The following is a 24,423-nucleotide window of genomic DNA, read 5'->3' as shown; positions in this document are numbered from 1 at the left end:
TTGCGGACGAGAAATCGGGCTGCAAAGCTTTCAGTCCGGAGAACCGGTGCGAAGGATCAGTTGCATGAAGATGAGGTCGAGCCATCGGCCGAATTTCGTGCCGACCTCCTTCATATGGCCGGCCTCACGAAAACCGAGTTGCTCATGGAGACGGATCGACGGCAGGTTTGCCGACTCTATCCCCGCGACCATCACGTGCTTGCCAAGTGCTTCGGCACGATCGATGAGCGCGAGCATAAGCGCCCGGCCTATGCCGCCGCCGCGCTGGTCCGTCCGCACATAGACCGAGTGCTCCACCGTGTGCCGGTATCCGTCGAAGGCGCGCCACTCGCCGAAGGAGGCGTAGCCGACGACCTCGCCGTCAGGGGAAAGGGCGGCAAGCACCGGAAAGCCGGCAGCGTTGCGTGCTTTCAGCCAGGTTTTCCGGTTGGCGACGTCGACAAGGGTCTCGTTCCAGATCGCCGTCGTGTTCGCCACAGCGTCGTTGTAGATCGCGCATATCGCCGGAAGATCGGTTTCTGCGGCATCTCTGATTTCCATACTCTTCCTCCGGGTCCAGCGGACTTGTCGGCTCAACAGCCGAGTTTCTCCCCGTCCACTAGCCGCTCAGCTCCGCGGCTGCAATCGCGGCCACTGCCAAAGTGCTTTCCGGGCTTTCTCCGTCGCCAAGGAACCAGGCCGCCGACAGGCCGGCATAGGCGACGATCCACCGAAGGAGCCTCTTCGGCTCCAGCCGCGCCTCATGGGCGACGATTGCAAGCTGTCCGGATAGCCGCCCCGGAGCGGTTACGACGGGAAGCTCCGGATTGCAGAAGAGATTGGCGTAATCGAAACCGCGATCGCCATAGAGGCCCTTGGGATCTATGGCGAGCCAGCCCCGGGCATCGAAGTCGAGAATGTTGCCGTGGTGAATGTCTCCGTGCAGGACGACCGGGACTTCGGGCGCGGATAGGAGATGGTGGGCAGCGTCTGCACAGGTCCTGAGAATACCGCCATGGGCGCGGGCTGCAGGGTCCAGCGCCTGGAACCAGCGCTCGAGCGGTGCGAGACCCGCCGGCGTGGAGGGCCGTGGTGCATGCAGCGCGGCAACGGTGCGGCAGACGATCCGGGTGGCGTCGTCGTCGCTGCCGGTCATCGCCATATGAAAAAGCGATCGGCGGCTCTCCGACCGTTCGAGGAGGATGGCGCTTTCGGTTGCGGCGTAGACCCGGGCGACGCCGTGGCCATCCCACCATCGCATCAACTGCCCACCAAATCTTTCCTCCGGCTCGTCTGCCACCTTGAGCATCGCCGGCACGCCGCGCCAGCGAACGGGCAGGAGATGGCTCGTCCGCGTGAGGATAGGGTCGCCTGCGGGCTCTAGAGACCATTCATCGATGAAGGACGTGAACATCGGGACAGCATAATCGATTCGCTGCGCAAGGAGCCCGCGCATTGGGCGGGGCTCCTTGGTCTTTATCGATTCAGGCGACGTTTTCGAGCGATGGGTAATCCGTATAACCCTTGGCGCCGCCGCCATAGAAGGTCGCCTGGTCCGGCGCATTCAGGGGCACGTTGTCTCTCAAACGACGAACGAGATCCGGATTGGCGATGAAGGGTTTGCCGAAAGCAACCAGATCGGCTTCGCCGTTTTCGACCGTCTTCAGCGCCAGATCGCGATCGTAACCGTTGTTCGTCATCCAGGCTGCCCTGCCGCCGGCGGCTGCGTAGGCGGCACGGAGGCTTGTGTAGTCGAAGGGCCGGTCACCCTGCTGATGGTCGCGCGCCCCACCGGTAGCGCCCTCGATCACGTGCACATAGGCGAGCGGATAGCGGGCCAGGCCCTCGGCGACATAGGTGAAGAGCGGCTGCGGATCCGGATCGAAGGCGTCGTTGGCGGGGGTCACGGGAGAGATGCGGATCCCGACCCGGCCAGCGCCGATCTCCTTGGTAACGGCATCGACCACCTCGAAGAGGAAGCGGGCGCGGTTCTCGATCGAGCCGCCGTAGGCGTCCGTGCGCTGATTGGACCCGGAGCGCAGGAACTGGTCGATCAGATAGCCGTTGGCAGCATGGATCTCGACGCCGTCGAAACCGGCTTCGATCGCGGCCCGAGAAGCTTTGCGGTAATCCTCGACGATTCCGCCGATCTCCGCCAGTTCGAGCGCCCTCGGTTCGGAGGTTTCGGCAAAGCTGCCGGTCCCATCGGGATTGACGAGATAGGTCTTCGATTTTGCGCGGATAGCGGAAGGGGCGACCGGTTTGCCGCCCTGCGGCTGGAGCGAGTCGTGGGATATCCGCCCGACATGCCACATCTGCACGACGATCTTGCCACCGGCTTTGTGAACCGAATCCGTGACTTTGCGCCAGCCGGCGAGGGCCTCCGGTTTGTAAAGGCCCGGCACGTCGGCATAGCCCTGGCCCTGGTGGCTTATCGCCGTCGCTTCGGTGATCAGCAGGCCGGCGGATGCGCGCTGTTCGTAATAGGCGACGTTCAGATCATTGGGCACGGCCTGGGGTGAACGGTTCCGGGTCAGAGGTGCCATCACCACGCGGTTGCTGAGGCTGATATCGCCGATCGTGATCGGATCGAAGAGAGAGGCCATGGATTGTCCTTTCCATTGCGGTTGAGACTTGGGAGGAAGTGGGGGAAATCAGAGATCGCCGATGGTCTTCAGAAACGCTGCGATGGTCTCCTCATTGCGCCGATAGAAGACCCACTGGCCCACGCGGCGGGTCGTCACCAGACCGGCGCGCTGCAGCACGGCGAGATGAGATGAAACCGTCGACTGCGACAGGCCGCATCTTTCGAACTGCCCTGCGCAGACGCCCATGTCGAGCGGATGCTCCTGGCCGGAGAAATGCGTCTGCGGCTCCTTCAGCCAGGTCAGGATCTCCATGCGCGTCGGATGCGCCAGTGCTTTGAGGATTTCGTCTCTATCCATTGTATTTCGACGTATTTAGTTTCTTCGATATATATATCGCTAAAATTCGATACAGGAAGTCACAACGTCGTGAATACCGAGCCCAAATGACCTGTGAATGCCGGGCAAAACGCGGGCAAAAAAAGAGGGCCACAAGAAACTTGGGCCCTTTCAGTTGTGAAGGTTTCAAACCTCCAGAGGGGAACAGCTGCTGCAGCGGCTGGGGAGGAGAAAGCCGCTAGATGCACCAGCTGAAAGAGATATGGGGAGGGCCGTAGCCGCTTTCAATAGCCGTTCCGAAGATTTTCGCAACTGAGGGCTGTGGGGCTCCCGCAGGCAAAAAAAGAGGGCCACAAGAAAACTTGGGCCCTTGTAGTTGTGAAGGTAATTAAAACCTCCAGAGGGGAACAGCTGCTGCGGTGGCACTGGGAGGAGAAGCCACCAAAGATGCATCAGCTGAGTTTGGTATGCTGCTTTTTTGGGCTGTCGGCAATCATTTAATATGCATGACAGCCATGCCGTTTGCGCATCGCTGCTCATTTTTGCAGCGCACAACGATGCGCTTCGCGAGGAGCTTCGCTCTCGCTCGAAAAGAGACATGCAATAACAAAGGTTTACGCAAGAATCTGGCAATTGCTCACAATTCGGGCAATTGAACGGAACGTCAAAAGTTCCAGTTTCTCGCTTTTGCGACGATGTAATCGCGGAAGACTTTCAGCTTCGCCGCGTTCTTCAATTCGTCCGGATAGCAGAAATAGGTATCGAAAGAGGGGATATCGGCGCTTATCGGCAGTTGAATGAGACCGGGATCGCGGCCGACGATATAGTCCGGAAGCATGGCGATGCCGATGCCGAGCAGGCAGGCGCGCTTGATCGATGTCTGGCTGTTGATCTGCAGATGCGAAATGCGCGGATTGTCGGAATCGCGTCCGGCAATCTCCAGCCAGTTCACGTCGAGCAGATAGTTGGGGGCGGGCTCGCCGAAGGTGATGATCCGGTGATTGTCGAGATCGTCAAGCGATTGCGGCTCGCCATATTTGTTGATGTAGGACGGCGCGGCATAGACATGCATGTGCACGGTGAAGAGCTTGCGCTGGATCAGATCCGACTGTTGCGGCTGCCGCAGCCTGATGGCGCAGTCCGCATGACGCATGTTCACATCCAGCTCCTCGTTGTCGAGGATGAGCTGTACCTGGATTTCCGGATACAAGGACATGAATTCCTGGATCTTGTCGGTCAGCCACCCCTGGCCGAGGCCGACCGTGGTCGTGATCCGCAACTTGCCGCTCGGCTTGTCCGTCGTCTCGCTAAGCTGCGCCTTGACGCTTTCGAGCTTCATCAGCACGTCGTGCGCGGTGCGATAGAGCATTTCGCCCTGTTCGGTGAGGATCAGGCCGCGGGCGTGCCGATGAAAGAGCTTGATACCGACATCCTGCTCGAGCGAACTGACCTGCCGGCTGATCGCCGACTGCGAAAGGTGGAGTTTGTCTGCCGCGTGCGTGAACGAGCCAGCCTCGGCCGCCGCATGGAAAATGCGCAGTTTGTCCCAGTCCAGCGACATAGAATCCCCCATAAAGGCTCAGCCGGAAAAGCTTGCCACTTTTCTCCGGAGACGACCGATGCATCTGTTCCCTAGATCACGATGATCTTAGGTCGGACCGACCTAAGATCATGAACGTGATCGATTCTAATAAGTTGAGACGCGGGATGCGGGCGGAAAACCGCACGCACTTTTCCTCATCCCGCGCTAGCAGAGCCGCGCCCCGATCCCGGCGCGTGCCCTGTTTAGCAGCTTCTATTCGGCTGCAATTGCGACGGGCATATGACCCGCCAGGTATTTCTCCGCTTCGAGCGCAGCCATGCAACCCATGCCGGCGGCGGTAACCGCCTGCCGATAGATGTCGTCGGTCACGTCGCCGGCGGCGAAGACGCCCGGGACGTCGGTCGCGGTGGAATCCGGCGCAGTCCAAAGATACCCGTTCGGCTTCTGGCGAAGTTTGCCCTTGAAGAGCTCGACCGCAGGCGCATGACCGATCGCGACGAAAACACCGTCGATGGCCATGTCGGATGTTTCCCCGGTCTTGGTGTTGCGAAGCTTCACGCCGTTGACCGAGGCCGGCATCGGCGGCTTTGCAGGGGTCCCGAGATATTCCAGAACCTCGTGGTCCCAAATCACCTTGACGTTCGGCTTTGCGAAAAGGCGCTCCTGCAGGATCTTTTCCGCGCGAAAAGCATCCCGGCGGTGAACGACGGTGACGGTCTTCGCCAGATTGGAGAGATAAAGTGCTTCCTCCACCGCGGAGTTGCCACCGCCGACGACGATGACATCCTTGTTGCGATAAAAGAACCCGTCGCAGGTGGCACAGGCGGAAACGCCGAATCCCATGAAGGTCGGCTCGGTTTCGATGCCGAGCCATTTCGCCTTGGCGCCGGTGGCGATGATCAAAGCGTCCGCCGTCCAATCCGTGCCGCTATCCGTCTTGAGGCGGAAGGGGCGGACGGACAGGTCGACGTCGGTTACGAGGTCGTTGACGATTTCCGTGCCGACGTGGATCGCCTGATTCAGCATCTGCTCCATCATCCAGGGCCCCTGGACCGGATCGGCATAGCCCGGATAGTTCTCCACATCCGTGGTGATCATCAGCTGGCCGCCCTGTTCCATACCGGCGATGAGGACCGGCGAAAGCATGGCTCGCGCCGTATAGATGGCCGCGGTATAACCGGCAGGGCCGGAACCGATAATCAACACTTTCGTGTGGCGCGCAGTCATGCTTTTGTCCTTCGTCCGCCGGAGAGAGCAGGGAGCGTCCTCCGGTGCAATCCGCCAATGCAAATATTGCCTTACTTTAGGTATTCACAGCGCGCACTTTCAAGGGCGCGTCCTCTGATACACACAAGTGGTTGCGTGGTCAGCGTCGATTTGACACCAGATCGGGCATATTTGCATCGGTTTTGACCCGCAGCACCGGCATAACACGCTCCAGCGCCCGGGCGCACAAGGTTTTTGTGCATGCAACTGCAAGCGCTCTCGTATCGGCATTCGGTTACGTGCTACCCAAGCACGGAGACAGCCCGGGGGCAGCCGCCGCCAGGCGCCCTTTGGTGCGGACGGATAGGTCGCGCGGTTACGGCCTGTGGTGCAGTTGATCGGCGGATAAAACGGGGCCTTCCCCGCAAGGCCGGCAGGATTGGGGATTTGGGCAATGGTCGTACGCGTCGAGCTCGATGCCATCGATATGAAGATACTGCGCGAACTGCAGGACGACGGCCGAATCACGAATGTGGAACTGGCCGAGAGGGTGGGGATCTCGGCTCCTCCGTGCCTGCGCCGCGTGCGCAAGCTCGAGGAGGCCGGCGTCATCAGAGGCTATCGTGCGCTTCTGAACGCGTCCGCGCTGGGATACGACCTCGTCGCCTTCTGCATGGTCGGCCTCAAGCACCAGTCCGATGCCAATCTGAAGGCGTTTGCCGCCCGCACCGCCTCGTGGCCGCTTGTTCGCGAGGCCTGGATGGTCTCCGGGGAATCGGACTTTCTGCTGCAGTGCGTGGCCGAAAACCTTGCGAGCTTTCAGGATTTCGTTATTGAAGAGCTGACCGCCACCGAGAATGTCGACACGGTGCGGACGATGCTGACGATCCGTCAAGTGAAGGACGCATGTCAGGTAGAAATCTGATGTGCAGGGCGGCCCGGCCGCCGAGCATCGCAACCAAACGCCCCGCGGACCGAATGAATTGAGCAATTACCAGGACGAGAGCGAGGGAACCCTGCCGATTCCGGCGACGCGGGACGGCCATACGACCCCCAAGCTTCCGCTTTCAGCCTTCATCATCTGCTTGAATGAGGAGGCTTATCTCGGCAAATGCATCGAGAGCCTCGAGCGGTGCGCGGAAATCGTGATCGTCGATTCCGGATCGACGGACGGCACCGCCGCTTTGGTTCAATCCTATATCGACGCGGGATGGCCCATCCGTTTCATGTACGAGCCGTGGCGCGGCTATGCCGGGCAGAAGCAGTTCGCGCTCGAGCGGTGCAGCCAGCCCTGGTGCTTCAACATCGATGCGGACGAAAGATTGGACAAGGCGCTACGGGAATTGCTGCCTGAGCTGCTCGCAGCATCGGCCGAAACCGTCGGCTGGCGCGTGGCGCGTCGTCCCTATCTGATCGGCTATGGCTACACCCCCGAAAACGTCCGCGAGCGGCGGAACTTGCGGCTGATCCGGCGCGGCAAGGGACGTTACGACCTTAGCCAGAAAGTCCATGAAGGCATCGTTCCCGAGGGAAACGTCGACAATGCCCGGACCGGCAGTCTCCTTCATTTCCGCCCGCTGGTCATGGACGAGCAGATCCTGAAGGAAAACAAATACTCGACGCTGAAAGCGGACCAGCAGGTCGAATCCGGAAAACGGCCGCGCTTCTACAAGCTCATCTTCACCCCGCCGATCTATTTTCTCAGGCTCTATTTCCGCAACGGTCTCTGGCGCTGCGGCCTGTCGGGCTTCATCGAGGCCATGACCGGGGCGGTCTATGCCTTCCTGACGGCGGCGAAGATCTACCAGCGGCACGCTCTGAAGGTGCGCCCGAATGTGGATGATGCGCTTTCGCACTGATCGATCAGGGGGTTCGGCATGAAGGTCATGCATATTCACTTCGGCACGGAGGGCGGTGCGGAGCGGTTCTTCGTCAATCTCGTCAATGCGCTGCATGAGAGGGGCGTCGAACAACGGGCACTGATCCGCCCGGGCCGCAGCTGGCGTAGGGACCTGGAGAACAGTGCTACGATCTATGAAGGGGTTTTTCGGCGCATTTCGCTTTCTCGCTTCCTCCTGAAATGGCGGATGAACCGGGTCCTTCGCGAGTTCGAGCCGGACGTCATAATGGCCTGGCAGTTGCGGGCGAGCCGCTTCATGCCGGCTCATGCCAAGGCATTTCGCATTTCCCGGCTGGGGGATTATCCCGAACATCTCGGCTACTATACCAATGTCGAGACACTCGTCTGCATCACACCGGATATGGCCGCCAAGGTTCGCGAACTTGGCTGGAAGCGCGACATCGAGGTGATCGCGAACTTCACCCGCGCAAAGCCTGCACCGCCCGTAGCGCGGGCCGACCTGCAGACACCGGCGGATGCCTTCGTCGTGGTCGGCATGGGCCGCTTCGTCAAACGCAAGGGTTTCGCAGGGCTCATCCGCGCCGTGAGGGAGGTGGACAACACCTATCTCTGGCTGGTCGGCGATGGTCCGGAACGAGAGCAGCTCGAGCAGCTGACCGACGAACTCGGGCTTCGCGATCGCGTCCGCTTCACCGGATGGCAGACCAACGCCTATGGTTTTCTCTCCGCCGGCGACGCCTTCGTCATCAACTCGTCGCACGAGCCTCTCGGCAATGTCTGCTTCGAAGGCTGGGGCGCCGGAAAGCCCACGATAGCCTCTCGCGCTGAGGGGCCATCCTGGGTGATGACGCATGAGAGCGATGCTCTCATGGTCGATTGCGGCGATGACGTGGGTCTTGCGGAGGCCATTCGCCGGCTGCGCGACGATCCGGCACTTCGCGAGAGGCTGAGCGCCGGCGGCCGCGAAACCTTGCGCACGCGCTTCTCCGAAAAAGCGATCACCGACGCTTATCTCGACCTTTTCGACAGAGGTGTCGCAAAGCGATGAAAGTCACTCACTTTCATTTCGGCAAGGACGGCGGCGCCGAGCGTTTCTTCGTACACCTGGTCAATGCGCTTGCGGAACGCGGCGTCGAGCAGTCGGCGATCATCCGCCCCGGACGCGGCTGGCGGCGAGACATCGAAGGCGCCGCGACGATCCGGGAAAGCCATTTTCGCAACCTCTCGCTCGATCGGATCCTGCTGCCGTTGAAGGTGAAGCACATGGCGCGGCGCGAGAAGCCCGATGTCCTGATGGCTTGGGCGCCCCGGGCAAGCGAGTTGATGCCGAACTACAAAGGCGCACTCAAGATCTCGCGCCTCGGCGATTATCCGACACGGTTGAGCTATTTCAGAAACACCGACTGCATCGTGTGCAACACGCCGGGAATTGCCGAGCGCGTTCGAGGTCTCGGCTGGAAACGGGAGATAAGGGTCATCTCCAATTTCACCGGAACCGGGCGCGTCGAGGCGATAGACCGGGCAATGCTCGATACGCCAGCCGATGCGTCCGTGGTGATGTCCATGGGCCGATTCGTCGAGCGGAAAGGGTTTCATACGCTGATCGAAGCGGTCGCCAGACTGCCGGGGATCTATCTCTGGCTGCTTGGCGATGGAGAGGAGCGTGACAATCTGCACAAGCTCGCGACGGACCTCGGCGTTTCCAGCCGCGTTCGCTTTGCCGGCTGGCAGGAAGACACGAGGCCCTTCCTGGCTGCGGCCGACGTCTTCGTGATGTCGTCCAGCCACGAGCCGCTCGGCAACGTCATTCTCGAGTCATGGGCCCAGGGAACGCCAGTCGTATCGACCCGTTCCGAGGGGCCGCAATGGTTCATGCGCGACGGCGAAAACGGCCTGATGGTCGATATCGGCGATGCCGAAGGTTTCGCCCGCGCCGTCGAGCAGATCGTGGCCGACAATTCCCTAAGCACGCGCTTGGCCGAGCGCGGCCACGAGACGCTTGTCGGTCAGTTCTCAAGGGAAGCGATCACTGACGCCTATCTGCAGCTGTTTGCCTCGAAGCCGTAGCCAAGATCAACGCATCAGGCTTTCGTAAACCGCTCCGATCGCGCGGGCTTCCTGCTCGATGGCGAAGTTTTCGGCGGTCCGTGCCAGGCCGTGGGCGCCGGCGGCGGCAAGCCGCGGCAGGTCGTCCATGAAGGCGGCTGCCGCATCGACCATCGCCTTGAGATCGTCGGCCGCGATGATGCGGCCCGTCTCCTCGGAACCGCTGGTTACCAGTTCCGAAAACGCGCCGACATCGGTTGCCACGACGGGGACCCCGGTCGCCATTGCTTCGAGCGGCGTCAGGCCGAAGCCTTCCCAGCGTTGCGGGGCGATGAAGAGATCGAGGGCGCGGTACCAGTCGGGAATATTCGTGTGTTCGCCTACGAACAGGATGCGGTCGGCGAGACCGGCTTTGGCGACGCGTTCCTTCAGTTCCGACTCGAAGGCGAGGTGAGGGCCGGTGGCCCGCCCGGCAACGATAGCGCCCCAGCCCGGCCGGCAGGGCAGGAGGGCGATCATGCTGTCGACGAAGAGGTCGGTCCCCTTCTGATGTCGTACGCGCCCGAAGCATCCTACGAATTTCTTCGCGGGATCGAGGCCGAGTGCCTTCTTCGCCTCCGTCTTGTCGAAGGGTGGCTGAAAGCGCTTGGTGTCGATCCCGTGCAGGATGACGGTGTTCGGTACATTGAGATAGGCGGCCGTCCTGCCGCTGGTGGCGATAACCGCGTCCATCCGGCGGATGAGGAACTTGCTCCATCCGGTATGCCGGCGTTGCGAAGCGGAGGTAAAGATGATCCGGATCTTCATGCGCAGCAGGTCGCGCAGAAGGATGGCCGGGAGCATTTCGACGTTTCGACGCGCGTGCCAAACGCGGCAGGGCCGGCCTTCGGGCCTCTTCCAGAGATGAATGAGATCGCGAAAGCGGACCGAAGGAAGGCTCTTGGGCAGGCCCGGCCCGAGAACCGCGATCTTCTGTCCAAGGGCACGCTGCACAGGCACCAGCTGAATGATTGTCGAGGTGACGCCGGACAGGCGCTGCTTGAAATTGGGCGCGATCACTTCGACGTCGCGGATATCGACCACCTGTGCGCTCTCCTTGCGCCTGCGACAATCAATTCAAGGGAGGAGGGGCGGCGCGGGGCCGGCGCGCCCCTAAAGGCAGGTCAGCCCCATTGAACGGCGAGAATCTCATATGCCTTGGATCCGCCGGGTGCATTGACTTCGATCGAGTCGCCGACCTCCTTGCCGATCAGCGCGCGGGCGATCGGAGAGGAGATGGAGATGCGTCCCTGTTTGACGTCGGCCTCCTGATCGCCGACGATCTGATAGGTCTTTTCTTCTTCCGTATCCTCGTCGACGAGCTTCACCCTGGCGCCGAACTTGATCTTCGATCCGGACATTTTCGAAAGATCGATGACTTCGGCGCGCGCAATCAGGTCTTCGAGTTCGGAAATTCTTCCCTCGTTATGGCTCTGGGCTTCCTTTGCCGCATGATATTCGGCGTTTTCCGACAAGTCGCCATGGGCGCGGGCCTCGGCGATCGCTTCGATGATGCGCGGCCGTTCTTCCTGCTGGCGCCAGCGCAGCTCCTCCTGCAGATTGACGAATCCACCCTGTGTCATGGGCACCTTGTCGACCATTTCATCATCCTTCATCAAACACGCGGCGCCGCCTTTCGGCGGCGCCAGCGCAAAAGAAAACGGCCTCCGGAGCGCAAGCACCGGAACCGTCCGAACAAACCGAACCGATCTTATAACAGAATCCGAAGTCCGAAAGCCAGATTTTTCGCGATCCTCGCGCGGCACGTCATGTCGATCCGCGGCTTCCGGCGGGTTGGGATAAAGGTGAGATTCTGCAGTAAAGCCTCTTTACCTCAACCGCGATTGAGGTCGTATCAGTGCCGGCTCCATACCAACCACACGGGGCCGAATCATGAGTTTAGTCGAAGAGGAATCACAAGTGGCCGGTCCGGCGCCGCAGACGGAGATCGACGTGGAGGAGGGGAGCTGGAGCGAGCTCCTTCGGCCGCGCCACCTCGCCGCAACCGTGACGCTGTGCCTTGGCGTGGCGCTTTTTGCCTTCAACGAGTTCTTCGTCTCGACGGCACTGCCGACGGCCGTCGCGGAATTTGGCGGAGCCGCCCTGTTGTCCTGGGCCTTCACGCTTTACCTCGTTTTCGCCATCGTCGGTGGCGCCTTGGCGGCAAGCCTGAAGGTCCGGTTCGGTGCGCGCAACACGCTGGTCGTTGCCGCGCTCGTCTTCGCGACGGGCACGGCCATCGCGACGATGGCGAGCAGCATGCCGCAGGTTCTGGCCGGGAGAGTGCTTCAGGGCCTTGGGGAGGGTATCATTGCCGCCCTGTGCTACGCGCTGATACCGGAGCTCTTTCCACAGCGGCTGGTGCCCAAGATCTTCGGCGCAGAAGCGATCGTATGGGCTGCCGCCGCCTTCGGGGGGCCGCTGATATCCGGCCTGCTCACGGAATATTGGTCCTGGCGTGCGGCCTTCTTCGTCAACATACCGGCAGCCGCAATCTTCATAGCGCTCGTCGTCGCAATCCTTCGTCAGCCAAAGCAAGGTCCAAGGGCGGCCGGACCGGTTCCCTTGCTGCGCCTCGTGGCGTTCGGCTTCGGCATAATGCTGATCTCGCTTTCGAATACGGCTGCCGACGGCTACAGGATGTCGGCGCTGCTGGCGGCGGCACTCGCGGTCTTCGTCGCAACCGTTCGCTTCGACCGCCGATCGCCGCAGTCCATCCTCCCCTTCGGCGCGTTTTCGTTCGACCGCCCGCTTGGAACGGGGCTCTGGGTCGTGTTGCTGATGCCTCTGGCACAGGCCTCGGGCTCCGTCTATCTCGTCTACACACTGCAACATCTCTGGGGTTTCGGCCCGACCGCCGCCGGCTTCTCGAACGCCCTGATGGCCATATCCTGGAGCCTGACGGCAATCATCGTCGCGAGCCTTCGCTCTCACGAGACGCGCGTACGGCTGGTCTGGACCGGGCCGTTGTTCCTCTGCCTCGGCCTCGGCGGATTGACGCTCGCCGTCGGTTCCGGCGAATACGGCCTCGTCTTCGTCAGCCAGAGCGCCGTCGGAGCCGGTTTCGGCCTTTGCTGGGGAACGCTGAGCCAGCTGCTGATGAACGTCTCGACCATCGAGGAACGCGACAAGACCTCGGCGCTGCTGCCGACGCTGCAATCCGCCGGCTACGCGATCGGCGCGGCCGTTTTCGGAGCGGTCGCCAATGCCGGAGGATTCGACGAAGGTGTCAGCGCTCGGGTGATTTCGACGGCAATGCTGAGCGTTTTCGCGCTCGGCTGCGTTCTCGCCGCCGCGTCGCTCTTCTTCGGGATCAGGACCCTGCGGCTGGCGCGATGCGAGGGCAGGGCAGCCATCCGGTAGCGTTCACCGAGCGGCGGCCGGCGCAAGGCCGGCTTTGAACGGATGCGGGAACAGGCCGGGGCGGCGGCCGAGCAGGGCTTCCTGTTCGGCGGCGCGGCCCTGCGAAGGCGTGACGGTTGCAAGGAGCGCGCCTGCCTGCGAGCGTATCGTGACCTTCAGGGAACCATAATCCGCGTCGCGGCCGATCCTGTCGGCAATGCGCTGGGCGTAATAGAGCGCTGATCCCTCATCGAAGTGAAGGATGCCCTCGTCATCGGTGACACAATCGTCATCCCAATGAAGATCGAAGAAATATAGCTGCATGTCGTTGCCCCAACCATGCGCGTCACGGGTGATCCGTTTCCGCATGTCGGGGCATGGAACCATGCGGCAATGGAACGCAGCCTGAATCGGACATTCAGGCTGCGTTCAGAAGCGTAAATCCGCAATGGTCAGGCTTCGAAGTAGCTCTGCAGCGGACGCACTTCGAGGTTGCCTGCCTTCAGTGCCTTGATGGCGAGTGCCGCGGCCTCGGCGCCGGCCATCGTCGTGTAATAGGGCACCTTCTGCATCAGCGTCGCACGGCGAAGCGATTTCGAGTCGGAGATCGCCTTGTTGCCGTCGGTCGTGTTGATCACGAGCTGGACCTGCCGGTTGCGGATGGCGTCCTCGACATGGGGCCGTCCTTCCAGGACCTTGTTGATCTTGGTTGCCACGATGCCCTGCTCGCCGAGGAAGCGCGCCGTGCCGCCGGTCGCCATGACCTTGAAGCCGATATCGGCGAGAATGCGAATCGCGGGCAGCACCCGTTCCTTATCCTCGTCGCGAACCGAAACGAAAACCGTTCCGTCGCGCGGCAGGTCGACGCCGGCACCGAGCTGCGACTTGGCAAAGGCCAGCGCATAGTCGGTGTCGAGGCCGATGACCTCGCCGGTCGAACGCATTTCCGGGCCAAGCAGCGTATCGACGCCCGGGAAGCGGGCGAAGGGGAACACGGCCTCCTTGACGGCGATATGTTTCAGGTTGCGCGGATCCGGCTTCTTGCCATAGGCGGCGATCGCCTCGTCGAGCATTTCGCCGGCCATGACGCGGGCGGCGATCTTGGCGATCGGCGCGCCGATCGTCTTGGCGACGAAAGGAACGGTGCGTGAAGCGCGCGGGTTCACTTCGAGCACATAGATGGTGCCGTCCTTGATGGCGAACTGCACGTTCATCAGACCGCCGACATTCAGCGCCCTGGCAAGCGCCCCCGTCTGACGCTCCAGCTCGTCGACCATCTCCGTGCCGAGCGAATGCACCGGCAGCGAGCAGGCGGAGTCGCCCGAGTGGATGCCGGCTTCCTCGATATGCTCCATGATGCCCGAAACGAAGACATCCTTGCCGTCGCAAAGGCAATCGACGTCCACTTCGATCGCATTCGTCAGGTAGCTGTCGAAGAGGAGCGGGTTCTTGCCGAGCAAGGTGTTGATCTGGCCGGTCTTGTCGTTCGGATAGCGCTGCTTGATATCTTCAGGAACCAGCCCCGGAACGGTATCGAGCAGATAGCTCTGCAGCATGCTTTCCGAATGGATGATCTGCATGGCGCGACCGCCGAGAACATAGGACGGGCGCACGACCAGCGGGAAGCCGATTTCGCCGGCGACGAGGCGGGCCTGCTCGACGGAGTAGGCAATGCCGTTATTCGGCTGGTTGAGGTCGAGCTTCATCAGGAGCTTTTGGAAGCGATCACGGTCCTCGGCGAGGTCGATCGCGTCCGGCGCGGTGCCGAGGATCGGGATGCCGTTCTTTTCCAGCGCTTCGGCAAGCTTCAGCGGAGTCTGGCCGCCGAACTGGACGATGACGCCGTGCAATGTGCCGTTTTCCTGTTCGGCACGCATGATCTCGATCACGTCCTCTGCCGTCAGGGGCTCGAAATAGAGCCGGTCGGAGGTGTCGTAATCTGTCGAAACCGTCTCCGGGTTGCAGTTGATCATGATCGCTTCGTAGCCGGCGTCCTTCAGTGCGAAGGCGGCATGGCAGCAGCAGTAGTCGAATTCGATGCCCTGGCCGATCCGGTTCGGTCCGCCGCCGAGGATGACGACCTTTTTCCGATCGGAAACCTGCGCCTCCGACCGGGCGGCACCTATGAAAGGCGTCTCGTAGGTCGAATACATGTAGGCGGTCGGCGATGCGAACTCGGCCGCGCAGGTGTCGATGCGCTTGTAGACGGGGCGCACGTTCAGTGCGTTGCGGAGCTCTGCCACCTCTTTCGGACGCTTGCCGGTAAGCGTAGCGAGCCGGGCGTCGGAGAAGCCCATCGCCTTCAGCATGCGCAGGTTCTCGGCGTCGGTGGGCAGGCCGTGCTCGCGGATGCGCGCCTCCATGTCTACGATCGCCTTGAACTGGGCAATGAACCAGGGGTCGATCTTGCAGGCTTCATGCACTTCGGCTTCGCTCATGCCGAGACGCAGCGCCTGGGCGACCATGCGCAGGCGGTCCGGCGTCGGCGTGCCGAGCGCAGCGCGGATGGCATTGCGGCCGTCGCCGTTGTCGTCGAAATCGGGAACCTCGATCTCGTCAAGTCCGGTCAGCCCGGTCTCAAGTCCGCGCAGCGCCTTCTGCAGCGATTCGGCGAAGGTCCGGCCGATCGCCATCACTTCGCCCACCGACTTCATTGCGGTCGTGAGCGTCGGCTCGGCTCCCGGGAATTTCTCGAAGGCGAAGCGGGGGATCTTGGTGACGACGTAGTCGATCGAAGGTTCGAAGGATGCGGGCGTCGCGCCGCCGGTGATGTCGTTCTCGAGCTCGTCGAGCGTATAGCCGACGGCGAGCTTGGCGGCGATCTTGGCGATCGGGAAGCCGGTGGCCTTCGATGCGAGTGCGGAGGAGCGCGACACCCGCGGGTTCATCTCGATGACGACGAGGCGGCCATTTTCAGGGTTGACGGCGAACTGCACGTTCGAGCCCCCCGTTTCGACGCCGATCTCGCGCAGCACCGCGATCGAGGCGTTGCGCATGATCTGATATTCCTTGTCGGTCAAGGTCAGCGCCGGCGCAACGGTGATCGAATCGCCCGTGTGGACGCCCATCGGATCGATGTTCTCGATCGAGCAGATGATGATGCAGTTGTCCGCCTTGTCGCGGACGACCTCCATTTCATATTCCTTCCAGCCGAGGACCGATTCCTCGATCAGGACTTCCGTCGTCGGCGACGCGTCGAGACCGCTGCCCACGATCTCGAAGAACTCCGAACGGTTATAGGCGATGCCGCCGCCGGTGCCGCCGAGCGTGAAGGACGGCCGGATGATCGCGGGAAGGCCGACATCGTCGAGCGCTTGTGCGGCGATCGCCATGGCATGGTTCACATAGCGCTGCTTGCGATCGCCTTCGCCCAGGTTCCACTGGTTTTCGAGTTCGTCCAGCGCCTTGTCGAGTTCGTCACCGGAAAGCTTCGCCTTGAGGGCCGAGCGCTCCGCCTCGTGTGACTTGCGGTCGTGGTCCTTGATGTCCGTGGCGTTCGCCAGCCGCGACTTGGGCGTCTCCAGGCCGATATGCGCCATGGCCTCGCGGAACAGGGCACGGTCTTCCGCCTTGTCGATCGCCTCGGGCTTCGCACCGATCATTTCGACATTGTAGCGGTCGAGCACGCCCATGCGGCGCAGCGACAGGGCCGTGTTGAGCGCCGTCTGTCCGCCCATGGTCGGCAGCAGGGCGTCCGGGCGTTCCTTGGCGATGATCTTGGCGACGACCTCGGGCGTAATCGGCTCGACATAGGTCGCGTCCGCCAGTCCGGGATCGGTCATGATCGTCGCCGGGTTGGAGTTGACCAGGATGACGCGGTAGCCTTCCTCCTTCAACGCCTTGCACGCCTGGGTGCCGGAGTAGTCGAATTCGCATGCCTGACCGATGACGATCGGCCCCGCGCCGATGATGAGGATCGATTTGATGTCTTGGCGCTTCGGCATGGGCAATCATCCGTTTCTAGCTGCGCGAAAAACCGGCCAGGTTGGGAGGTCACCGGCCGGGTCGCGCATTGATGGTCTTTTCAGGCTAGAAGCGGCTTATAGGCAAATGTTTTCGCCAGCGGAACCCCGAAAATTCGGGAATCGACAAGAAAGCGAAGATATTTGTTCCGCCTCTCGAACCAACGGTTCTCCTATGGAATCGCTACTGCTGCGCCACCCGCTCGGCGGACGGGATCACCAATACCTTCACCTCGCCGGCAGCGGCGGGATTTGAAATGACATCAGGCGCCTCATCGAGCGATATGCGCCGTGAAATCAACCGGTCGATCTCGATCGCGCCTGCCGCGACCAGGTCGGCCGCGCGGCGGTGGACGAAAGGATTGATAAAGGAACCAAGCACGCGGAGCTCGCGGAAAAGAATGTCGAACGGTTCGATTTCGACCCTTTCGCCTTGCGGCAGCACGCCGAGGATCACGACCGTACCGCCCGCTTTGGCGAGGCGCGTCGACTGCTGCACCGTTTCCGCGACCCCGGCGCACTCGATGACGACATCGACCCCTCCGGGGACGAGACCTGCCGGACCCGCGATCGCCTCGATGATGTCGCCGGCCGACGGGTCGACCGATGCGGTGGCGCCGAGATTCTCGGCCAGACGACGCTTCGCTGCCTGGCGTGTCGAGAGAATGACCGTCGTGGCGCCGGCGAGCCTCGCGAGCTGCACCGTCAGCAGGCCGATCACGCCGCCGCCCAGGATCGTCACCGTTGAGCCCGCTTTGATGCCCGAAAGATCGACACCGTGCAGGCAGCAGGCGAGAGGCTCGCAGAAAGCGCCGTGCACGGGATCGAGAGTAAGCGGAATTTCGAACGCCTGCTTGCGCGGCACCAGGACGTATTCGGCGAAGCCGCCGTCGCGATGGATGCCGATCGCGCGCAGGTTCCGGCAGAGATTGACCCGGCCCATCTGGCACTGGGGGCAGCTACCGCAGGAGATGTTGGGATCTCCGGTAATCCTCGCACCCGGTGCGATGTCTCGAACGCCGCTCCCCGCTTCAACGACGATGCCGCAGAATTCATGGCCGAGCGTTACCGGCGGCGTCGACGGAAATTCTCCATGAAGAAGATGACGATCGGTCCCGCAGATGCCGCAGGCTTCCACTTTGACGAGCAGATCGTCAGGCCCGGGCACGGGAATCTCGACGTTCCGAACGGAGATATTGCCCACCGACTCCAGACGCACTGCCTTCATCTGTTCCTCCCGTCGCCTGCTTTCCATTGGAGCCGAACACGGCGCGAGCGTCAATCCTGAGGCCTCGTCCTTCGCGCCGGCAGCTCCGCTCCACAAAACGATACGTCGGATGCAACCGGGTGACGGCGATTGCGTTTTACAAGGATCGCCGCCCCGGCTTATAAAATCACTCAGCGCGCTAAAGTAGAGGCGACGCCTTCTGGAGGACAGATCATGGAATGGAAGGGCCGCCGCCAGTCCGGAAACATCGAGGATCAACGCGGGGCCGGCCCCCGGGGAGGCGGTCCTTTCGGTCGTGGCGGTGGATTCCGCCTGCCCGGTGGTGGCGGCGGAATGCGTCGCGCCGGTGGCGGCATGAGCTTCGGCACGCTCATCTTCCTCGTCATTCTCTATTTCGTCCTGAAGGCGATGGGCATCGACATGCTCCAGGTGCTCGAGGGTGGGGGCCCGGCGAACATGCCGGGCTTCGAGCAGAGCGACGGCTCCGCGGCGCCGCAGGGCACGGCCGAGGAAGAAGAGATGAAGGCCTTCATGGCCACGGTTCTTGCCGAAACGGAGGACACCTGGAACGGCATCTTCCAGGCAAGCGGCGAGCAATATGAAGAACCGAGGCTGGTGCTGTTCAGCGGCTCGGTCCGCTCGGCCTGCGGCTTTGCCTCGTCCGCCTCGGGTCCCTTCTATTGCCCCGGCGACCGAAAGGTCTATCTCGATATGAGCTTCTTCGACGAGCTGGCCCAGAAGTTCGAGGCCTCCGGCGACTTTGCCCAGGCCTATGTGCTTGCGCATGAAGTCGGCCATCATGTCCAGAACCTGATCGGCGTATTGCCCAAATTCAATGAAATGCGGCAACGCATGAGCGAGGCCGAGGCGAACCAGATGTCGGTCCGGGTCGAACTGCAGGCGGACTGCTTCGCCGGAATCTGGGGCAAGTACACCGAGCAGAAGGGGCTGCTGGAGCGTGGCGATCTGGAGGAGGCGCTGAACGCTGCGACCCAGATCGGCGACGACACGCTGCAAAAGCGCATGCAGGGCTATGTCGTCCCGGAAAGTTTCAATCACGGCACGTCCGAGCAGCGGATGCGGTGGTTCCAGCGGGGCTTCGACAGCGGCAAGATGTCGGATTGCGACACCTTTTCCGGCGCTATCTGATCACAATGCCGGAGCGGGGAGCCCGGTCCGGCGTTCCTTCGTCATCTCTGCCGCTCACTGTCCATGTGCACGAGCTGTGCTTCCGGATAACGCGCACCGGCGGCGGCGCCTTTCGGCACGGCGCTTTCGATCGCAGATATGTCGTCAGCGTCCAGTCGGACCGCCTGCGCGCCGAGTGCTTCGGCGAGACGGTCCCGTCGGCGCGCACCGACGAGCGGCACGATATCGTGACCTTGAGCGGCGACCCAGGCGATGGCGATCTGGGCGACGGTAACGCCTTTGGCCTCGGCGATGCGTCTGAGCGCCTCGACCAAGGCGAGGTTTCGCTCAACATTTCCTTCCTGAAACCGGGGGCTCATCGCTCGGAAGTCGCCGCCCTTTGCGGCATCTTTCTGCCAGTGGCCGCTGATCAGCCCGCGCGACAGCACACCGTAGGCCGTGACGGCGATGCCGTGTTCGCGGCAGACCGGCAGGATCTCGTCCTCGATGCCGCGCGAAACCAGCGAATATTCGATCTGGAGGTCTGAGATCGGGTGAACGGCTGCCGCGCGCCTTATCGTGTCCGCGCCGACTTCGGAGAGACCGATATGGCGCACATAGCCTGCCTTTACCATATCGGCAACGGCACCGATCGTCTCCTCTATCGGCACGTTCGGATCGAGACGGGAGGGGCGATAGACGTCGATATATTCGACACCAAGGCGCTGCAGCGTATAGGCGAGAAAGTTGCGTACAGCGTTCGGTCGTGCATCGTAACCGAGCCATGCGCCGGCCGGATCCCGCAATGCGCCGAACTTGACGCTCAACTGCACCTGGTCTCGATTGCGTCCCTTCAGCGCCTCGCCGATCAGGATCTCGTTGTGCCCCATGCCGTAAAAGTCGCCGGTGTCGAGCAGGGTGATGCCCGCATCGAGGGCCGCATGAATGGTGGCGATGCTTTCCGCGCGATCGGACGGACCGTACATGCCCGACATTCCCATGCAGCCAAGCCCGATTGCCGAGACCTTCGGACCGGAATTCCCGAGCGAAACCATATGCATCTCGTTTCTCCTTTGATGAGGCCGTCCCGCGGCCGCTTGCGTCGATGCAATGTTTACTTCGGATGGCAGTGTGCGATAATCACCTACAAGCCAAACGACTTGTTCTGAATTTTGTACAATGCATGATCTGCCGCTTGCCGATCTCGACGCCTTTGCCGCGGTTGCACGCGAGCGCAGCTTTCGTACGGCCGCCCGCAAGCGCGGCGTTTCCGCTTCGGCGCTCAGCGAAGCGCTGCGGCGTCTCGAGGCCAGACTTGGCGTCAGATTGCTCAACCGCACGACGCGCAGCGTCACGCCGACGGAAGCGGGCAAGCGCTTGCTCGAGCGGCTGTCGCCGGCGCTCGGGGAGATTGCCGGAGCGCTCGATCAGGTGGCGAGCGAGCGCGGCAGTCCGGCAGGTACATTGCGGTTGAACGTTCCGACCATCGTCGCAAGGGTCATCCTGCCGCCGCTCGTCGGCCGATTCATGAAAGCGCATCCGGCGATCACCTTGGAGGTCACCGCCGAGGATGGCTTCATCGATGTGCTTGCCGCCGGCTTCGATGCCGGCGTGCGCTACGAGGAACGCGTCGAGAAGGACATGATCGCAATTCCCATCGGTCCGCGCGTGCAGCGCTACATCACCGCGGCCGCTCCGGACTATCTCGCCCGTCACGGCGAACCGCAACATCCGCGCGATCTTCTCGACCACGCGACCATCCGCCACCGATTCCAGAACGGCGTTTCGCTGCCGTGGGAATTTGGCGAGGGAGAAATGGCGATGAATATTGCGCCGCCGCCGGCAGTGCTCGCCAATTCGGTCGACCTCGAGCTCGGCGCGGCCGTCGACGGCCTGGGGGTGATACGTACCTTCGAGGAGTTCCTGATGCCGCAGATCGAGGCCGGGAGACTGGTTCGCATCCTCGCAGCATGGGAGACCAGCTTTCCCGGGCCGTTCCTTTACTATGCCGGTCGCCGGCACCTGCCGGCGCCCGTGCGCGCCTTCGTGGACTTCCTGAAGTCGGAGCAGCGGCATGCGGGGCAATGATGCACGCGGAGGCTATACGAGCTATCAGCACAACCGATCGGTACCATCTTAAACTTTGACATGTTCACGTATTGTTTCGGATCAGGCAAGCCGTTACACCTAATCTGGTAACGTCGTTCACGTTCTGTCTCCGCTCCGGCGGAAAGCGGGGAGGGAGCTTCATGCTCGACAAGAAATTCGTGAGACGCGGCCTGTTCCTCGTCTTCCTCATTCTCTTCCTCGACATCATGGGCATCGCAATCATCGTGCCGGTGTTGCCGACCTATCTGGAGGAGCTGACGGGCGCGGATGTCGGCGAGGCCGCCATCGACGGCGGGTGGTTGTTGCTCGTCTATTCGGCGATGCAATTTCTCTTCGCACCGCTAATCGGGAATCTGAGCGATCGATTCGGGCGTCGGCCGGTCCTGCTCGCCTCCGTGCTGACATTCGCTATCGACAACCTGATCTGTGCGCTTGCGACCAGTTATTGGATGCTCTTCATCGGACGCAGCCTTGCCGGCATCAGCGGCGCGAGATTCGGCACCGCATCCGCCTACATTGCCGATGTCAGCGACGATGAGAACCGCGCCAAGAATTTCGGGCTGATCGGCATTGCCTTCGGCACCGGTTTTGCGCTCGGCCCGGTCATCGGAGGCTTCCTTGGCGAATTGGGCCCGAGAGTGCCCTTTTATGGTGCTGCAGCGCTCTCCTTCGTCAATTTCATCATGGGGGTCTTTCTCCTGCCGGAAACGCTCGCCCCGGCCAACCGGCGCCGCTTCGAATGGCATCGGGCCAATCCGCTCGGCGCGCTCAAGCAGATGCGGCATTATCCGGGGATCGGCTGGGTAGGCCTCGTCTTCTTCCTCTACTGGCTGGCTCACGCCGTCTACCCGGCCGTCTGGTCCTTCGTTGCTTCCTATCGCTACGGGTGGAGCGAAGGGCAGATCGGACTTTCGCTGGGGATCTTCGGTGTCGGCGGCGCAATCGTGATGGCGCTGGTGCTCCCCCGCGTCGTGCCCGCACTGGGAGAAAGGCGAACCGCAGCACTCGGGCTCACTTTCACAGCCCTCGGGATGGCCGGCTATGCGACTGCCTGGGAAGGCTGGATGGTCTATGCGGTGATCGTCGCGACGGCGCTCGAAAGCCTCGCCGACCCACCGCTCCGCAGCATAGCCTCCGTCCATGTCCCGCCTTCGGCACAGGGCGAGCTGCAAGGTGCGCTCACCAGCATATCCAGCATCACCACGATCCTCGGGCCTCTGATGTTCACGCAAATTTTCGCCTTCTTCACCGACCCTGCAGCCGCCTATCGCTTTTCCGGCGCCCCCTATGCCCTGGCAGGCTGTTTGATCGTCGCCGCGCTGGTGATTTTCCTTGCCAAGGTCCGCGCCGGCCGGGGAAATGTCATCCGGGATGCCGTTCCGAGCGTGACGGAGGCATAGCGGTCCGTGGCTTCCCTGCCTCCAGATTGATCAATATTCTTGATCGATCGATGAAAAATCGAGCAGTTCGGCCTTTACCGCTGGCGCAAGCCCTGGTGGTGCTCTAATTCGTTCTCTCTTCTTCATTTTTCCCTTTGCCCATTGCCGGTGCAGAGCCAGGATTCCTCATGCTGACCGCGACCAAAGACTTCGTGCTTGCGCAGAGCGACAATTCATGGCCCACGCATTTTCGCGCGAGCCTCTATCTTGGCGTGCCGTTTATCGGCGCCCAGCTGGCCCAGTTGGCAATCAATACGACGGACGTGCTCATGGTCGGCCAGCTGGGCGCCACCCAGCTGGCGTCGATCATCCTCGCGACGCAGGTCTTCTTCACGGTCTTCATATTCGGCAGCGGATTTGCCAATGCGGTGGTCCCCATGGTTGCTCAGGCGCAGGGCCGGGGCGATCAGGTCTCCGTCCGGCGCTCGGTACGCATGGGCATGTGGGTGGTGCTGCTTTACGGCGTGCTGACTGCGCCGGTCCTCTGGATGGCCGAGCCGATCCTTCTCTTTGCCGGGCAGAAACCCGAAGTCGCTGCGCTTGCGGGAGAATATCTGCATATCGCGCAATGGGCGATCTTCCCCAGCCTCATTTTCATGGTCCTCAGGGCATTCTTGAGCGGGCTCGAGCGGGCAGGGGTGATCCTCTACGTGACGCTCGTGACCTTGGTTCTCAATGCCGCGCTTTGCTATGTTCTAATTTTCGGCCATTTCGGTTTTCCGGAGCTGGGCATCTTCGGAGCGGCCGTCGCCGCTCTCGGCGTGGCGCTGCTCGGTGCGGCCCTGACGATAGGCTATATCCGCCGGCAGCCGGAACTGCATCGCTACGAGCTGTTCGTCCGCTTCTGGCGGCCGGATTGGCCGGCTTTCGGAGAGGTGGTCTATCTCGGCATTCCGATCTCCGTGACGATTCTCGCGGAAGTCAGCCTGTTTACCGTGGCTTCGCTGCTCATGGGCACGATCGGAACCATCGAGCTGGCGGCCCACGGCATAGCACTCCAGTTCGCGTCCATCGCTTTCATGATCCCGCTTGGGCTGGCGCAGGCCGGAACGGTTCGCATAGGATTGGCCTATGGCAGCGGCGACATGGTAGGCGTGAAGCGTGCCGCAATTGCCGTGCTGACGCTCGGCGTCGGCTTTGCTGCCGTCGGCAGCACGATTTTCGCCCTGTTTCCGCACGAGCTTGCCGGCCTCTACCTCGATACGAGGCGGCACGATGCAGCCGAGGTTCTCGCCTTTGCAGGACCACTGATCGTCATCGCCGGTGCCTTCCAGCTCGTCGACGGCCTGCAGGCCATTGCCGCCGGCATGCTGCGCGGCCTCAAGGACACGACCATACCGATGATCCTGGCGATGATCGCCTATTGGCCGATCGGCTTTTTCTGCGCCTGGGCTTTTGCCTTTCCGCTGGGTTTCGGCGGCGTCGGCGTCTGGTTCGGCTTTGTCCTCGGTCTTGCGTCTGCGGCGCTGTTGCTCAACTGGCGCTTCTTCCGTCTCCTCCGCAGGGTGAGCGTGGCCCCGGCCGGCTAAGGCCTGTCGAGATCGGATACCCGCGGCGTCTTGTTTGATTTCCTCATTCCTGTGCTTGTCACAGGTATCCAGCCAGAAAGGCAGGGCA

The 24,423-nt window shown here is 62.0% G+C and carries 21 protein-coding genes; 9 read left to right on the top strand and 12 right to left on the bottom strand.

The annotated features are described in order from the left end of the window. Positions 1-30: 30 nt before the first annotated feature. From ACTJKL_RS19810 to trxB, 6 genes are all read right to left on the bottom strand, one after another. A complete protein-coding gene (locus ACTJKL_RS19810) occupies positions 31-540 on the bottom strand; it encodes a GNAT family N-acetyltransferase (protein ID WP_338283098.1) in 510 nt (169 codons plus the stop codon). A 58-nt stretch (positions 541-598) separates the two neighbouring features. After that, complete coding sequence (locus tag ACTJKL_RS19805) at positions 599-1,393, bottom strand: aminoglycoside phosphotransferase family protein (protein ID WP_338283146.1); 795 nt, start codon at positions 1,391-1,393, stop codon at positions 599-601. A gap of 70 nt (positions 1,394-1,463) precedes the next feature. After that, positions 1,464-2,585 carry an alkene reductase gene (locus ACTJKL_RS19800; RefSeq protein WP_127710960.1) on the bottom strand — a complete coding sequence of 374 codons (1,122 nt, stop codon included), beginning with the start codon at positions 2,583-2,585 and terminating at the stop codon, positions 1,464-1,466. A 48-nt stretch (positions 2,586-2,633) separates the two neighbouring features. Then, a complete protein-coding gene (locus ACTJKL_RS19795; RefSeq protein WP_100674004.1) occupies positions 2,634-2,924 on the bottom strand; it encodes an ArsR/SmtB family transcription factor in 291 nt (96 codons plus the stop codon). A gap of 643 nt (positions 2,925-3,567) precedes the next feature. After that, a complete protein-coding gene (locus ACTJKL_RS19790; protein WP_003529555.1) occupies positions 3,568-4,464 on the bottom strand; it encodes a LysR family transcriptional regulator VtlR in 897 nt (298 codons plus the stop codon). A gap of 234 nt (positions 4,465-4,698) precedes the next feature. Then, on the bottom strand, positions 4,699-5,673 hold the full coding sequence (gene trxB / locus ACTJKL_RS19785) for a thioredoxin-disulfide reductase (protein WP_100674002.1): 975 nt from the start codon (positions 5,671-5,673) through the stop codon (positions 4,699-4,701). Between the two features lie 433 nt (positions 5,674-6,106). Here trxB and ACTJKL_RS19780 point away from each other — a divergent pair, with 433 nt between their 5' ends. From ACTJKL_RS19780 to ACTJKL_RS19765, 4 genes are all read left to right on the top strand, one after another. Next, entirely contained in the window at positions 6,107-6,577 is a 471-nt protein-coding gene (locus ACTJKL_RS19780; protein WP_003529557.1) for an Lrp/AsnC family transcriptional regulator, read from the top strand. Between the two features lie 97 nt (positions 6,578-6,674). Next, complete coding sequence (locus ACTJKL_RS19775) at positions 6,675-7,511, top strand: glycosyltransferase family 2 protein (protein WP_440853651.1); 837 nt, start codon at positions 6,675-6,677, stop codon at positions 7,509-7,511. 18 nt (positions 7,512-7,529) lie between these two features. Further along, the gene (locus ACTJKL_RS19770) at positions 7,530-8,561 is read left to right on the top strand and encodes a glycosyltransferase (RefSeq protein ID WP_440853612.1); all 1,032 of its coding nucleotides are present in this window, start codon (positions 7,530-7,532) and stop codon (positions 8,559-8,561) included. Next, entirely contained in the window at positions 8,558-9,580 is a 1,023-nt protein-coding gene (locus ACTJKL_RS19765) for a glycosyltransferase (RefSeq protein ID WP_440853611.1), read from the top strand. Before ACTJKL_RS19770 ends, ACTJKL_RS19765 begins: the two co-directional genes overlap by 4 nt. Positions 9,581-9,586: 6 nt before the next feature. On the opposite strand, the gene ACTJKL_RS19760 is transcribed toward ACTJKL_RS19765, so the two are convergent. Both ACTJKL_RS19760 and greA read right to left on the bottom strand, forming a co-directional pair. Then, positions 9,587-10,642, bottom strand: a complete 1,056-nt coding sequence (locus ACTJKL_RS19760) for a glycosyltransferase family 4 protein (RefSeq protein ID WP_440853610.1) — start codon at positions 10,640-10,642, stop codon at positions 9,587-9,589. Positions 10,643-10,722: 80 nt separating this feature from the next. Continuing rightward, positions 10,723-11,199: a transcription elongation factor GreA gene (gene greA / locus ACTJKL_RS19755; RefSeq protein ID WP_003529568.1), complete on the bottom strand. Its 477-nt coding sequence runs from the start codon at positions 11,197-11,199 to the stop codon at positions 10,723-10,725. Between the two features lie 319 nt (positions 11,200-11,518). Between greA and ACTJKL_RS19750 the strand changes: the two genes are divergently transcribed. Next, positions 11,519-12,961, top strand: a complete 1,443-nt coding sequence (locus ACTJKL_RS19750; protein ID WP_440853650.1) for an MFS transporter — start codon at positions 11,519-11,521, stop codon at positions 12,959-12,961. Between the two features lie 3 nt (positions 12,962-12,964). Here the strand turns inward: ACTJKL_RS19750 and ACTJKL_RS19745 are convergent, their stop codons facing one another. The 3 genes from ACTJKL_RS19745 to ACTJKL_RS19735 form a co-directional block, all read right to left on the bottom strand. Next, positions 12,965-13,309, bottom strand: a complete 345-nt coding sequence (locus ACTJKL_RS19745) for a DUF6894 family protein (RefSeq protein WP_379940830.1) — start codon at positions 13,307-13,309, stop codon at positions 12,965-12,967. Positions 13,310-13,392: 83 nt separating this feature from the next. Then, positions 13,393-16,884 carry a carbamoyl-phosphate synthase large subunit gene (gene carB, locus ACTJKL_RS19740; protein ID WP_440853609.1) on the bottom strand — a complete coding sequence of 1,164 codons (3,492 nt, stop codon included), beginning with the start codon at positions 16,882-16,884 and terminating at the stop codon, positions 13,393-13,395. Between the two features lie 202 nt (positions 16,885-17,086). Next, positions 17,087-18,130 carry a zinc-dependent alcohol dehydrogenase family protein gene (locus tag ACTJKL_RS19735; RefSeq protein WP_440853608.1) on the bottom strand — a complete coding sequence of 348 codons (1,044 nt, stop codon included), beginning with the start codon at positions 18,128-18,130 and terminating at the stop codon, positions 17,087-17,089. A gap of 213 nt (positions 18,131-18,343) precedes the next feature. Here ACTJKL_RS19735 and ypfJ point away from each other — a divergent pair, with 213 nt between their 5' ends. After that, on the top strand, positions 18,344-19,279 hold the full coding sequence (ypfJ, locus tag ACTJKL_RS19730) for a KPN_02809 family neutral zinc metallopeptidase (RefSeq protein WP_440853607.1): 936 nt from the start codon (positions 18,344-18,346) through the stop codon (positions 19,277-19,279). Between the two features lie 41 nt (positions 19,280-19,320). On the opposite strand, the gene ACTJKL_RS19725 is transcribed toward ypfJ, so the two are convergent. After that, positions 19,321-20,319, bottom strand: a complete 999-nt coding sequence (locus ACTJKL_RS19725; RefSeq protein ID WP_440853606.1) for an aldo/keto reductase — start codon at positions 20,317-20,319, stop codon at positions 19,321-19,323. A gap of 118 nt (positions 20,320-20,437) precedes the next feature. Here ACTJKL_RS19725 and ACTJKL_RS19720 point away from each other — a divergent pair, with 118 nt between their 5' ends. The 3 genes from ACTJKL_RS19720 (at position 20,438) to ACTJKL_RS19710 (ending at position 24,335) form a co-directional block, all read left to right on the top strand. Next, complete coding sequence (locus ACTJKL_RS19720; RefSeq protein WP_324763366.1) at positions 20,438-21,346, top strand: LysR family transcriptional regulator; 909 nt, start codon at positions 20,438-20,440, stop codon at positions 21,344-21,346. Positions 21,347-21,507: 161 nt separating this feature from the next. Next, on the top strand, positions 21,508-22,767 hold the full coding sequence (locus ACTJKL_RS19715; RefSeq protein ID WP_440853605.1) for a TCR/Tet family MFS transporter: 1,260 nt from the start codon (positions 21,508-21,510) through the stop codon (positions 22,765-22,767). A 167-nt stretch (positions 22,768-22,934) separates the two neighbouring features. Next, complete coding sequence (locus tag ACTJKL_RS19710) at positions 22,935-24,335, top strand: MATE family efflux transporter (RefSeq protein WP_440853604.1); 1,401 nt, start codon at positions 22,935-22,937, stop codon at positions 24,333-24,335. The last annotated feature ends 88 nt before the right edge of the window (positions 24,336-24,423 follow it).

Origin of the sequence: Sinorhizobium sp. 22678, from assembly GCF_052044265.1 — a bacterium.
GTDB classification, from domain to species: Bacteria; Pseudomonadota; Alphaproteobacteria; order Rhizobiales; family Rhizobiaceae; genus Sinorhizobium; species Sinorhizobium meliloti_A.
The sequence above is the reverse complement of the archived record's forward strand: the minus strand, read 5'-3'. Positions and strand labels throughout refer to the sequence as shown.